The following is a 12,836-nucleotide window of genomic DNA, read 5'->3' as shown; positions in this document are numbered from 1 at the left end:
CCCACACCCCCGGTGGGGCGTGCCTTCTTCACCAATCTGGCTTCCGCGCCCGCCCCGGCCCGGCGGCCCCCGGCGCCCCCCCCCACCCCCGCCGCCCCGGGCGCCTCGGTCTTTTTCTCCGCACACGCCCGCTCGCCCCCTGTATCACCCGTTCGGCCGCGTCCAGTTGATGCGGGCGGGATGCGCCGCCGAAGGCGCGGGCCGGCGTGTGCTCCTCGGCTCGATGGCATGCTGGGAGGCAGCCGGGGGCGCGAGAGAGGGCAGGTGGCAGGCATGGTGGGCGCGACCGCAGGGGAGGCCGCCGAGGCCCGGGACACGGCGGTGGCGTCCGTGGGCCCGCGTGCCATGCGAGCCGATGCCCGCCGCAACTACGAGCGGCTGCTCACCGAGGCGCGCGCGGCGTTCGCCGAGCGCGGCACGGACGCGTCGCTGGAGGACGTGGCCCGCCGGGCCAGCGTCGGGATCGGCACGCTGTACCGGCACTTCCCGAACCGGCAGGCACTGATGAGCGCGGTCTTCGAGGACGCGGTGAGCGAACTCCTCGTCCGCTCCCGCGAACTGCTGGACGCCCCCGAGCCCTGCTCGGCGCTGGTGACATGGCTGCGCGAGATGGTCACCCACGCCGGTGAGTACCGCGGACTGGCGCGGGCGCTGATGTCGGTGTCCGCGGGCTCGGGCTCCGGTTCCGCGCTGGCTCGTTGCAGCACCCCGATCCACGAGGCGGGCGGCGCGCTGCTGGCCCGCGCCCAGGAGTCGGGTGCCGTACGCGCCGACGTCTCGATCGGCGACCTCCTCCAACTGACCCACGCCATCGCGCTGGCGGCGGAGGAGTCACCGGGCGACCCCGACTTGGCGGACCGGTTGCTGAAACTGACGCTACGGGGCCTGAAGGGATAGCGGCGGTCCCCTTGTCACCCCCAGGGGCGGCACCGCCAGGGGCGCGGGGCTGTCACATGGGGCGGCTCCGCCGCGTGGGCGCGACAAGCCACGGTCAACCCGCACCCGCGCGCCACGCCGAACCCTACGGCGAACAGGCGCCGCAACCACTAACGGCGCCGCAGATCGGCAACACGCGCCCGCTCCGCCCCGGCCGCCTGCTCCCCCAGCACCGTGGCCGACCGCAGCGCAGCGCCGGGCACCTGCCCCCGCCGGGGCCCCGGCAGGGCCACGTCCCGACGCTGCTGGCGCGCCGGGACCTGATCACCCCCCGGGCTTCCCGACGCCCCGGCCACGGCGATCTGCACCCCCTGATCGGCGAGGGCCTGGAGTTCGGTGGCCGCACGGTCGTCGTGGGCGGGGGGCTCGTCGGTCACCAGGCGGGTGATCACATCCGTTGGCACCGTCTGGAACATCGTGTCCGTGCCGAGCTTGGTGTGGTCGGCGAGGACGACGACCTCCGCGGCCGCCTGGACCAGGGCCCGGTCGACGGACGCGGACAGCATGTTGGACGTGGACAGCCCGCGCTCGGCGGTCAGGCCGCTCCCGGACAGGAAGGCCTTGGAGACCCTGAGTCCCTGGAGGGACTGCTCGGCTCCGGAGCCGACGAGGGCGTAGTTGGATCCGCGCAGGGTGCCGCCGGTCATCACGACCTCCACGCGGTTGGCGTGCGCCAGCGCCTGGGCCACCAAAAGGGAGTTGGTGACGACGGTCAGACCGGGCACCCGGGCGAGCCGGCGGGCCAGCTCCTGGGTGGTGGTCCCCGCCCCGACCACGATGGCCTCGCCTTCTTCGACGAGGCCCGCGGCGAGATCGGCGATGGCCGTCTTCTCGGCGGTCGCGAGATGTGACTTCTGCGGAAAGCCGGACTCCCGCGTGAACCCGCCCGGCAATACCGCACCGCCGTGCCGGCGGTCGAGGAGTCCTTCTGCCTCCAGTGCGCGCACGTCCCGCCGTACGGTCACTTCGGAGGTCTGGACGACGCGGGCGAGCTCACGGAGCGACACGGCCCCGTTCGCTCGCACCATTTCGAGGATCAATTGGCGACGTTCTGCAGCGAACACGAAACTGACAGTAACCCCAACGGCCGTCTGGTTTCAGCAGTTTGCGCCGAATAACAGAAGTTGTTCGCACGGCGGGGCGGGAAGTGGTATAGGGCCTACCCGCCCCGACTATGCCGCACGCATGCTCGACAACTCCCCGTGACCAGCGGGGAGTCGGTTTCGGCCGTCAGGCCTCGCCGGTCGCCTTCCGCGTGTGGAGCTGACGCGCCACCTCGGCGATCGACCCCGAAAGGGAGGGGTACACGGTGAAGGCGTTCGCGATCTGTTCGACCGTCAGATTGTTGTCGACGGCGATCGAGATCGGGTGGATCAGTTCCGAGGCGCGCGGTGAGACCACGACGCCACCGACCACGATGCCGGTGCCCGGACGGCAGAAGATCTTCACGAAGCCGTCGCGGATGCCCTGCATCTTGGCGCGCGGGTTGCGCAGCAGCGGGAGCTTCACGACGCGCGCGTCGATCTTGCCCCCGTCGACGTCGGCCTGGGTGTAACCGACGGTGGCGATCTCCGGGTCGGTGAAGACGTTGGAGGAGACGGTCTTGAGGTTGAGCGGGGTCACCGCGTCGCCGAGGAAGTGGTACATGGCGATGCGTCCCTGCATGGCGGCGACGGAGGCGAGGGCGAAGACGCCCGTCACGTCACCGGCCGCGTACACGCCGGGGGCGGTGGTGCGGGAGACCTTGTCGGTCCAGATGTGGCCGGAGTCGCGCAGCTTGACGCCCGCCTCCTCCAGGCCGAGTCCGGCGCTGTTGGGGATGGCGCCGACGGCCATGAGGCAGTGCGAGCCGGTGATCACGCGGCCGTCGGCGAGGGTGACCTCCACCTTGTCGCCGACGCGCTTGGCGGACTGGGCACGGGAGCGGGCCATGACGTTCATGCCGCGGCGGCGGAAGACGTCCTCCAGGACGGCGGCGGCGTCCGGGTCCTCGCCGGGCAGCACTCGGTCGCGGGAGGAGACCAGGGTGACCTTGGAGCCGAGGGCCTGGTAGGCGCCCGCGAACTCGGCGCCCGTGACACCGGAGCCGACCACGATGAGCTCCTCGGGGAGCTCGGTGAGGTCGTAGACCTGGGTCCAGTTGAGGATGCGCTCGCCGTCGGGCTGGGCGTCGGGCAGCTCGCGCGGGTGCCCGCCGGTGGCGATGAGCACGGCATCGGCGGTGAGGGTCTCCTCGCTGCCGTCGGCGGCGGTGACGACGACCTTCCGGGAGCCGTCGAGGGCCTGCATGCCCTCCAGGCGGCCACGGCCGCGCATGACCCGGGCGCCGGCCCGGGTGACGGACGCGGTGATGTCGTGGGACTGGGCGAGCGCGAGGCGCTTCACACGGCGGTTCACCTTGCCGAGGTCGACGCCGACCACCCGGGCGGCCTGCTCCAGCGGCGGGGTGTCGTCGGCGACGATGATGCCGAGTTCCTCGTACGACGAGTCGAAGGTGGTCATCACCTCGGCCGTAGCGATAAGGGTCTTCGACGGTACGCAGTCGGTCAGCACCGACGCTCCGCCCAGACCGTCGCAGTCGACGACGGTCACCTCCGCGCCGAGCTGCGCTGCCACCAGCGCCGCTTCGTATCCGCCGGGTCCACCACCGATGATCACGATCCGAGTCACGTACTCCATTGTCCCGCACGCTTCAACGTGCTACTGCCCGGGGGCGTGAAGTGGTGGGCGTTCTGTTACTTCTGGGGTGCGGGAGATTGAAGTTTCCACTGCCGTACCCTCGATCCATGTCGCTCTACGCCGCGTACGCCGGCAATCTCGACGCGCGGCTGATGACCCGCCGCGCCCCGCACTCACCGCTGCGCGCCACGGGCTGGCTGAACGGGTGGCGGCTGACCTTCGGGGGCGAGCAGCTGGGCTGGGAGGGCGCGCTCGCGACGATCGTCGAGGAGCCGGAGTCCCAGGTCTTCGTCGGGCTGTACGACATCGCCCCCATGGACGAGGAGTCCCTGGACCGGTGGGAGGGCGTGGGCCTCGGCATCTACCGGCGCGTCCGGGTGCGCGTGCACACGCTGGACGGGGAGGAGCCGGCGTGGACGTACGTGCTCAACGGATACGAGGGCGGCCTGCCGTCGGCCCGCTATCTGGGTGAGATCGCCGACGCGGCGGAGTCGGCCGGGGCGCCGTACGACTATGTGATGGAGCTGCGCAAGCGCCCCTGTTAGTCCTCCGGACGGGCCTCCGGTCAGGCCTCCGGCACCTCTTGGGGCACTTTTGTCCCAAGCTTTGTCGGAAACGACAAGACAACGATCGCCATCCCGTGAGCTCTGGCATCTACGCGCGTAGGCCCAGACCGGCTACCCTCATCCGCGTGAACGCATCTCTTCTTCCGGACGACATCCAGGGCGACCCCCATGCCGCCGCCGACGCGGCCGCCGCGCGCCTGCGCGAGCTCACGGGCGCCGAGACCCACGACGTCGCCCTCGTGATGGGCTCCGGCTGGGCTCCCGCCGTCGACGCCCTGGGCGCTCCCGACGCCGAGTTCCAGGTCACCGAGCTGCCCGGCTTCCCGCCGCCGGCGGTGGAGGGGCACGGGGGCAAGGTCCGCTCGTACTCCATCGGTGACAAGCGCGCGCTGGTCTTCCTCGGCCGCACGCACTACTACGAGGGCCGGGGCGTGGCCGCAGTGGCGCACGGTGTGCGCACGGCCGTGGCCGCCGGCTGCAAGACGGTGGTGCTGACCAACGGGTGCGGCGGTCTGCGCGAGGGCATGCGGCCCGGTCAGCCCGTGCTGATCAGCGACCACATCAACCTGACGGCGACCTCGCCGATCGTCGGGGCGAACTTCGTCGACCTGACGGACCTGTACTCGCCGCGGCTGCGCGCCCTGTGCAAGGAGATCGACCCCACCCTCGAGGAGGGCGTCTACGCGCAGTTCCCCGGCCCGCACTACGAGACGCCGGCCGAGATCCGCATGGCCCGGGTGATCGGCGCGGACCTGGTCGGCATGTCCACGGTGCTGGAAGCCATCGCCGCGCGGGAGGCCGGGGCCGAGGTCCTGGGCATCTCCCTGGTCACCAACCTCGCGGCCGGGATGACCGGCGAGCCGCTGAACCACGAAGAGGTCCTGCAGGCCGGACGGGACTCGGCGGCCCGGATGGGCGCGCTGCTGGGCCAGGTGCTGGGCCGGCTGTAGGGAACCCGCCAGGGGGCCACGCCCCCTGGACCCCCGCTCCGCGGACGCCCACCGGATTTCACGAACAGGAGAGGTTGACCCCACGTGCACGACGATCTCCTCGCCCGGGCCAAGGCGTGGCTGGCCGAGGACCCCGACGCGGAGACCCGTGACGAACTCGCCGGGCTGATCGACGCCGGGGACGTCACCGAGCTCGCCGCGCGCTTCGGCGGCACCCTCCAGTTCGGTACGGCCGGGCTGCGCGGCGAACTCGGCGCCGGCCCCATGCGTATGAACCGCTCGGTCGTCATCCGCGCCGCCGCCGGTCTCGCCGCGTACCTGAAGAAGCAGGGCGAGGGCGACGGGCTCGTCGTCATCGGCTACGACGCCCGGCACAAGTCCGCCGACTTCGCCCGCGACACCGCCGCGGTGATGACGGGCGCCGGACTGCGCGCGGCCGTACTCCCCCGGCCCCTGCCCACCCCCGTACTCGCCTACGCCATAAGGCACCTGGGCGCGGTCGCGGGCGTGGAGGTCACCGCCAGCCACAACCCGCCCCGCGACAACGGCTACAAGGTCTACCTCGGCGACGGGTCGCAGATCGTGCCGCCCGCCGACGCCGGGATCGCCGCCGAGATCGACGCGATCTCCTCGCTCCACGACGTACCGCGCCCGGACGGGGGCTGGGAGACCCTCGGCGACGCCGTCCTGAACGCCTATCTCGCCCGCACCGATGCCGTACTGGCCGACGGCTCCCCGCGCACCGCCCGCACCGTCTACACGGCGATGCACGGCGTCGGCAAGGACGTGCTCCTCGCCGCGTTCGCCCGCGCCGGCTTCCCGGAGCCCGTCCTCGTGGCCGAGCAGGCCGAGCCGGACCCGGACTTCCCGACCGTCTCCTTCCCCAACCCGGAGGAGCCCGGGGCGATGGACCTCGCCTTCGCCAGGGCCCGCGAGACCGACCCCGACCTCGTCGTCGCCAACGACCCCGACGCCGACCGCTGCGCCGTCGCCGTCAAGGACGCGGGCCGGTGGCGCATGCTCCGGGGCGACGAGGTCGGTTCGCTGCTCGCCGCCCATCTCGTCCGGCGGGGCGCCACCGGCACCTTCGCCGAGTCCATCGTGTCCTCCTCCCTCCTCGGGCGGATCGCCGGCAAGGCGGGGCTGCCGTACGAGGAGACCCTCACCGGGTTCAAGTGGATCGCCCGGGTGGAGGGACTGCGCTACGGCTACGAGGAGGCCCTCGGCTACTGCGTCGACCCCGACGGCGTCCGCGACAAGGACGGCATCACCGCGGCGCTCCTGGTCACCGAGCTGGCCTCCGAGCTGAAGGAGGAGGGCCGTACGCTCCTCGACCTGCTCGACGACCTGGCCGTGGAGCACGGGCTGCACGCCACCGACCAGCTCTCGGTCCGTGTGCAGGACCTGTCGGTCATCGCCGACGCGATGCGCCGGCTCCGTGAGCAGCCGCCCACCGAACTCGCCGGCCTGGCCGTCACCAACGCCGAGGACCTCACCAAGGGCACGGCCGAGCTGCCGCCCACCGACGGACTGCGCTACACCCTCGACGGTGCCCGCGTCATCGTCCGGCCCAGCGGCACCGAACCGAAGCTGAAGTGCTACCTGGAGGTCGTCGTTCCGGTCGCCGCGCACGCGGACCTGCCGGCCGCCCGGGCCCGCGCGGCCGAGCTGCTCGGCGCCATCAAGCGGGACCTGTCCGCGGCCGCCGGAATCTGAGCCACGGTCCACTCGCGCCCGCTCATACCATGGGGTGTCCCTGCCACCAGGGGCACCCCATCGAGTGATTTAGCGGCGACAGCCGACCACGCGCCGCACCCCACCGCGCCTCCCCGGGGAACGGTGAACCGGTACCGCCCGCCGAGTACTGGAGCCGCCGCCGTGTCCCCGACCGCACCCGACACCGCCCCCAGCGGGCACATCCCGGGCACCCGGCGTCCCCTCGCCCCGGCCGCCACCGGGCCGCGTGTGCTTCCCGGTCTGCGCCTCGCGGCTCCCGCTCTCGGCGCCTACCTCGCCGTACGCCTCACCGGACTGCTCTTCCTCGCCCTGTGGGCGCACCGGCGGCACCACGGCATCTGGCCCATGCTCGCGACGCAGTGGGACGCGAACTGGTACCTCGGGGTGGCCGATCACGGGTACGCGCGGGAACTGGGCACCGCCTACGACTCGAACAACCTCGCCTTCTTCCCGCTCTACCCGCTGCTGGTGAAGGGCGTCGCCGTCCTCACACCCGGCAGCCGGGCCAGTACCGGGCTGGGCATCGCCGTCGTCGCCTCGCTCGTCGCGGCCTGGGGGGTGTTCGCGGTGGGTGAGCGGCTGCACGGGCGGCGGACCGGGATCCTGCTCACCACGCTGTGGGCCGCGCTTCCGGTCGGGCTGGTGCAGTGGATGGGGTATACCGAGTCGCTGTTCACGGCGTTCACGGCCTGGACGCTGTACGCGGTGCTCGGCCGGCGCTGGGTGTGGGCGGGTGCGGGAGCCGCCCTGGCCGGGCTGACGCGGCCGACCGGCATCGCGGTGGCGGCCGCGGTCGTGGTCGCCGCCCTGCTCTCGCTCCGCCGCGGTTTCTCGTGGCGGGCCCTCTCCGGCGCCCTCCTGGCCCCGCTCGGCTGGTGCGCGTACGTCGGCTGGGTGGGCCTGCGGCTGGGCCGCTGGGACGGCTACTTCGCCGTACAGCGGTTGTGGCACAACGAGCTGGACGGCGGCCGGGAGACCCTGCGCCGGCTGCGGGAGCTGCTGGGGCAGGACTCCACACCGGAGCTGTTCCTGATCATGGTGACGGTCACGCTGCTCGCCTCGGCCGTGCTGTTCGCCCTGTCGGTGTGGGACCGGCAGCCGCTGCCGCTGCTGGTGTTCACGGGCGTCGTGCTGGCGATCGTGCTGGCCAGCGGAGGCGTCTACTTCCCGCGCGCCCGCTTTCTGCTCCCCGCGTTCCCGCTGCTCCTGCCGCTCGCCCTGCACCTGTCCCGGGCCTCCCGCCGCCGGCGCCTGCTCGTGCTGACGGCCGCGGTGGCGGGCTCGGCGTACTGGGGCGCGTACATGCTGCTGGTGTGGCCGAGCGCACCCTGAGCCCGGCTCAGGGCAGCGGGACCGTCACGGCGGTCGAGGCGGCGGCGAGAACCACCCCCGGCAGGCGGCAGAGGGGGCGCCGACCGACGGGTGCCGGTCGGCACACCCCCACCCGGCCAGGACGGAAGGCAGCGAAAACCGGCCGGCGCACCCGCTCGGCGACCAGCCACCACCACGGCCATCACGACCCCGGCCAGGACAGCAGACACCGGGCCCGCTGCGGCACCGGCCCGGCGGGAGCGCCTCGGGGCGGCGCCTTGCCCGCACCCCGTCCCGAGAAGGCTTCCGTCCGGTATGTCCGAGGCGGGCAGCGGCGACCGCGTGTACGACCGCGACTCAGGACTCGTCACTCATGGCCCTGCGCCCTCTTTCAGGAAGCCGCGATCCTGCTGGGCGGACAGCCCGCCAACAGTCCGCTATCCCATCGCGAGCAGAATCGCCAGCAGCACCGCACCGGCCACCGCGGGCGCCATGATCTCGTACGCCCAGCGGACGGTGACCTCGCCCTGAGCCGTCTTCTCCTGCTCGCGGCGCTCCAGGATCTCGCGCAGATCGGCCATGATCTTGTCGGTCTCCGCGCGGGTCGGGCCGGTGGACCCGGCGGTGTTCCGCAGCCCGCCGAAGCCGAGGCCCGCCGCGGACCGCGAGCCGGGGTGGGCGGCCCGGCGGGCCTCCACCGCGGCCCGTTCCCGCTGGCGCGTCGCCTTCTTGCGGGCCCGGAGGGAGACGGGGATGGCCCAGAGCTGGTACTTGGTGCCGGACTTGGCGACGACCTCGTTGGAGTACCCGGAGCGCAGGGAGGCGATCTCGCCCCAGGGCAGCGTGATCACACGGAGCGGGTTGCGCACGCGCAGCCGGTCGTCGCCGGCGAACACGGCCGGGCGCAGGGTGAAGGCGACCACCAGCGGAACCAGCAGGATCAGGATGGCCAGCGTCAGCCACGGCGTGCGGTCGTGCCCCGTGGTCAGCGCGTCGAAGCCGAGCCACCCGACGATGGCGAGCAGCATCACACCGCCCGCGATGCCCATGGGCGAGCGGTAGATCCGGTCCTTGGCTGCGGGCACCGGAGGCTGTGGCGCGGGTGACTGGTGGTCCGGGGTCGTCATGCTCCCGATTCTGCCCGACGCCGCGGACGGTGCTCATACGTGGTCACCGGGCAGGCGATGAACAACCCGGGGGTGTACAGCCGCTACGCGCGTAGATATGCTCGGCTGGTGACCATGCCCAGTACTGCACCCTCCCCCGATCCCTCGGCTTCGCTCGAGCAGGGTGGTACCCCCAGCCACGCTCTCGCCGACGTCACCGCGTCCGACAGCACGCTGCGCCGCTTCCTCCACGGGCTGCCCGGCGTCGACGCGGTCGGCCTGGAGGGGCGCGCCTCCTCCCTCGGCACCCGTTCCATCAAGACCACCGCGAAGGCGTACGCCCTCGACCTCGCCATCTCGATGGTCGACCTGACGACGCTGGAAGGCGCGGACACCCCGGGCAAGGTCCGGGCGCTCGGCGCCAAGGCGGTCCACCCCGACCCGACGGACCGTACGGCCCCCGCGACGGCGGCCGTCTGCGTCTACCCGGACATGGTGGCCGTCGCCAAGGAGGCCGTCGCCGGCTCCGGCGTCAAGGTCGCCTCGGTCGCCACCGCCTTCCCGGCGGGCCGCGCCGCCCTCGACGTGAAGCTGGCCGACGTGCGCGACGCCGTCGCCGCGGGCGCCGACGAGATCGACATGGTCATCGATCGCGGGGCGTTCCTCGCGGGCCACTACATGAAGGTGTACGACGAGATCGCCGCAGTGAAGGCGACCTGCGGGTCCGCCCGCCTCAAGGTCATCTTCGAGACCGGCGAGCTGTCCACCTACGACAACATCCGCCGGGCGAGCTGGCTCGGCATGCTGGCCGGGGCGGACTTCATCAAGACCTCGACCGGCAAGGTCGCCGTCAACGCGACCCCCGCGAACACCCTCCTCATGCTGGAGGCCGTCCGCGACTTCCGCGCCCAGACCGGCGTCCAGGTCGGCGTGAAGCCCGCCGGCGGCATCCGCACCTCCAAGGACGCCATCAAGTTCCTGGTCCTGGTCAACGAGACCGCCGGCGAGGACTGGCTGGACAACCACTGGTTCCGCTTCGGCGCCTCCTCGCTCCTGAACGACCTGCTGATGCAGCGTCAGAAGCTGGCCACCGGCCGCTACTCCGGCCCCGACTACGTGACGGTGGACTGATCACCATGGCATCGGCATTCGAATACGCACCCGCCCCCGAGTCCCGCTCGGTCGTCGACATCGCGCCCTCGTACGGGCTCTTCATCGACGGCGAGTTCACCGAGGCCGCCGACGGCAAGGTCTTCAAGACGGTCAGCCCGTCCACCGAGGAGGTCCTCTCCGAGGTCGCCCAGGCCGGTGAGGCGGACGTCGACCGCGCGGTCAGGGCCGCCCGCAAGGCCTTCGAGAAGTGGTCCGCGCTGCCCGGCCCGGAACGCGCCAAGTACCTCTTCCGCATCGCCCGGATCATCCAGGAGCGCAGCCGCGAGCTCGCGGTCCTGGAGACCCTCGACAACGGCAAGCCCATCAAGGAGACCCGCGACGCCGACCTCCCGCTGGTCGCCGCGCACTTCTTCTACTACGCGGGCTGGGCCGACAAGCTGAACCACGCCGGGTTCGGCGCCGACCCGCGGCCGCTGGGCGTCGCCGGCCAGGTCATCCCCTGGAACTTCCCGTTGCTGATGCTGGCCTGGAAGATCGCCCCGGCCCTCGCGACCGGCAACACGGTGGTGCTCAAGCCCGCCGAGACCACGCCGCTGTCCGCGCTGTTCTTCGCGGACATCTGCCGCCAGGCGGGCCTGCCGAAGGGCGTCGTCAACATCCTTCCGGGGTACGGCGACGCGGGTGCCGCGGTCGTCGCGCACCCGGACGTGAACAAGGTCGCCTTCACCGGCTCCACGGCCGTCGGCAAGGCGATCGCCCGCACGGTGGCCGGCACCCGCAAGAAGCTCACCCTCGAACTGGGTGGCAAGGGCGCCAACATCGTCTTCGACGACGCCCCGATCGACCAGGCCGTCGAGGGCATCGTCAACGGCATCTTCTTCAACCAGGGCCAGGTCTGCTGCGCGGGCTCGCGGCTGCTGGTCCAGGAGTCGATCCAGGACGAGCTCCTCGACTCCCTGAAGCGCAGGCTCTCCACGCTCCGCCTCGGCGACCCGCTCGACAAGAACACGGACATCGGCGCGATCAACTCCGCCGAGCAGCTGGCCCGGATCACCGCGCTCACCGAGCAGGGCGAGGCGGAGGGCGCCGAGCGCTGGTCGCCCGCCTGCGAACTTCCCACGTCCGGGTACTGGTTCGCCCCGACGCTCTTCACGAACGTCACCCAGGCGCACACCATCGCCCGCGACGAGATCTTCGGCCCGGTGCTGTCGGTCCTCACCTTCCGCACCCCCGACGAGGCCGTAGCCAAGGCCAACAACACCCAGTACGGCCTGTCCGCCGGCATCTGGACGGAGAAGGGGTCCCGGATCCTGGCCGTCGCGAACAAGCTGCGCGCCGGCGTCGTCTGGTCCAACACGTTCAACAAGTTCGACCCGACCTCGCCGTTCGGCGGCTACAAGGAGTCGGGCTTCGGCCGCGAGGGCGGCCGCCACGGCCTGGAGGCGTACCTCGATGTCTGAGAAGTCCGAGAAGACCGAGCAGCGGCTCAGCGTCTTCAAGACCTACAAGCTGTACGTGGGCGGGAAGTTCCCGCGTTCCGAGAGCGGCCGGGTGTACGAGGTGACGGACTCCAAGGGCAACTGGCTGGCCAACGCTCCGCAGTCGTCCCGCAAGGACGCCCGTGACGCCGTCGTCGCCGCGCGCAAGGCGTTCGGCGCCTGGTCCGGCGCGACCGCGTACAACCGCGGCCAGATCCTCTACCGCGTCGCGGAGATGCTGGAGGGCCGGCGCGAGCAGTTCGCACGCGAGGTCGCCGAGGCCGAGGGGCTGTCGAAGTCGAAGGCGGCCGCCGTGGTCGACGCGGCGATCGACCGCTGGGTCTGGTACGCGGGCTGGACCGACAAGATCGCCCAGGTGGTCGGCGGCGGCAACCCGGTCGCGGGCCCGTACTTCAACCTCTCCACCCCCGAGCCGACGGGCGTGGTCACCGTGCTGGCGCCGCAGGAGTCGTCCTTCCTCGGCCTGGTCTCGGTGATCGCCCCGGTGATCGCCACCGGCAACACGGCGGTCGTGATCGCGAGCGAGAAGTCCCCGCTCCCGGCGCTGTCCCTGGGCGAGGTGCTGGCCACCTCCGACCTGCCGGGCGGTGTCGTCAACGTGCTGTCCGGCCGCACGGCGGAGATGGCGGCGCCTCTGGCCGCGCACCAGGACGTCAACGCGATCGATCTCTCGGGTGCCGACGAGGCGCTGGCGAAGGAGCTGGAGATCGCGGCGGCGGACAACCTGAAGCGCGTCCTTCGTCCACAGGCTGTGGATTACTCGGCCACTCCGGGCATCGACCGCATGACGGCCTTCCTGGAGACGAAGACGGTCTGGCACCCGACGGGGTCGCTGGGCGCGTCCGGCTCGTCGTACTGAGCCGGGAGCCGGGACCCCGACCCCGAGCCCCGGGGGGGGGGGGCGGGGGCGGGCGCGCGCGCGCGCGCGGGCTCTCGGCG

General features: G+C 72.2%; 11 protein-coding genes. 8 read left to right on the top strand and 3 right to left on the bottom strand.

The features are described from left to right. Positions 1-345: 345 nt before the first annotated feature. On the top strand, positions 346-897 hold the full coding sequence (locus tag ACFW2E_RS15785) for a TetR/AcrR family transcriptional regulator (RefSeq protein ID WP_384466682.1): 552 nt from the start codon (positions 346-348) through the stop codon (positions 895-897). A gap of 149 nt (positions 898-1,046) precedes the next feature. Here ACFW2E_RS15785 and ACFW2E_RS15780 read toward each other — a convergent pair whose 3' ends face one another. Then, a complete protein-coding gene (locus ACFW2E_RS15780; protein WP_384466680.1) occupies positions 1,047-2,000 on the bottom strand; it encodes a DeoR/GlpR family DNA-binding transcription regulator in 954 nt (317 codons plus the stop codon). Between the two features lie 166 nt (positions 2,001-2,166). Continuing rightward, positions 2,167-3,615, bottom strand: a complete 1,449-nt coding sequence (locus tag ACFW2E_RS15775; protein ID WP_384466678.1) for an NAD(P)H-quinone dehydrogenase — start codon at positions 3,613-3,615, stop codon at positions 2,167-2,169. Positions 3,616-3,722: 107 nt separating this feature from the next. Here ACFW2E_RS15775 and ACFW2E_RS15770 point away from each other — a divergent pair, with 107 nt between their 5' ends. From ACFW2E_RS15770 to ACFW2E_RS15755, 4 genes are all read left to right on the top strand, one after another. Continuing rightward, positions 3,723-4,160, top strand: coding sequence for a gamma-glutamylcyclotransferase (locus ACFW2E_RS15770; protein ID WP_384466676.1), 438 nt, complete (start codon positions 3,723-3,725; stop codon positions 4,158-4,160). Positions 4,161-4,306: 146 nt separating this feature from the next. After that, positions 4,307-5,131: a purine-nucleoside phosphorylase gene (locus ACFW2E_RS15765; RefSeq protein WP_384466674.1), complete on the top strand. Its 825-nt coding sequence runs from the start codon at positions 4,307-4,309 to the stop codon at positions 5,129-5,131. A gap of 84 nt (positions 5,132-5,215) precedes the next feature. Beyond that, complete coding sequence (locus ACFW2E_RS15760; RefSeq protein WP_384466672.1) at positions 5,216-6,847, top strand: phospho-sugar mutase; 1,632 nt, start codon at positions 5,216-5,218, stop codon at positions 6,845-6,847. Between the two features lie 162 nt (positions 6,848-7,009). Continuing rightward, positions 7,010-8,200: a hypothetical protein gene (locus ACFW2E_RS15755; RefSeq protein ID WP_384466671.1), complete on the top strand. Its 1,191-nt coding sequence runs from the start codon at positions 7,010-7,012 to the stop codon at positions 8,198-8,200. Between the two features lie 416 nt (positions 8,201-8,616). Here ACFW2E_RS15755 and ACFW2E_RS15750 read toward each other — a convergent pair whose 3' ends face one another. Further along, positions 8,617-9,306: a PH domain-containing protein gene (locus tag ACFW2E_RS15750; RefSeq protein ID WP_384466669.1), complete on the bottom strand. Its 690-nt coding sequence runs from the start codon at positions 9,304-9,306 to the stop codon at positions 8,617-8,619. 114 nt (positions 9,307-9,420) lie between these two features. On the opposite strand from ACFW2E_RS15750, the gene deoC reads away from it, so the two are divergent. From deoC to ACFW2E_RS15735, 3 genes are read left to right on the top strand one after another with little or no spacing between them, the layout of a single operon-like run. Further along, positions 9,421-10,416, top strand: a complete 996-nt coding sequence (gene deoC, locus ACFW2E_RS15745; protein ID WP_384466667.1) for a deoxyribose-phosphate aldolase — start codon at positions 9,421-9,423, stop codon at positions 10,414-10,416. A 5-nt stretch (positions 10,417-10,421) separates the two neighbouring features. After that, positions 10,422-11,858: an aldehyde dehydrogenase family protein gene (locus ACFW2E_RS15740; RefSeq protein ID WP_384466665.1), complete on the top strand. Its 1,437-nt coding sequence runs from the start codon at positions 10,422-10,424 to the stop codon at positions 11,856-11,858. Then, positions 11,851-12,756: an aldehyde dehydrogenase family protein gene (locus ACFW2E_RS15735; RefSeq protein WP_384466663.1), complete on the top strand. Its 906-nt coding sequence runs from the start codon at positions 11,851-11,853 to the stop codon at positions 12,754-12,756. Before ACFW2E_RS15740 ends, ACFW2E_RS15735 begins: the two co-directional genes overlap by 8 nt. The last annotated feature ends 80 nt before the right edge of the window (positions 12,757-12,836 follow it).

Origin of the sequence: Streptomyces sp. NPDC058964 (genome assembly GCF_042741275.1) — a bacterium.
GTDB lineage: Bacteria > Actinomycetota > Actinomycetes > Streptomycetales > Streptomycetaceae > Streptomyces.
Note: the sequence above shows the minus strand (reverse complement) of the source record. Positions and strands in the feature narration are given on the sequence as shown.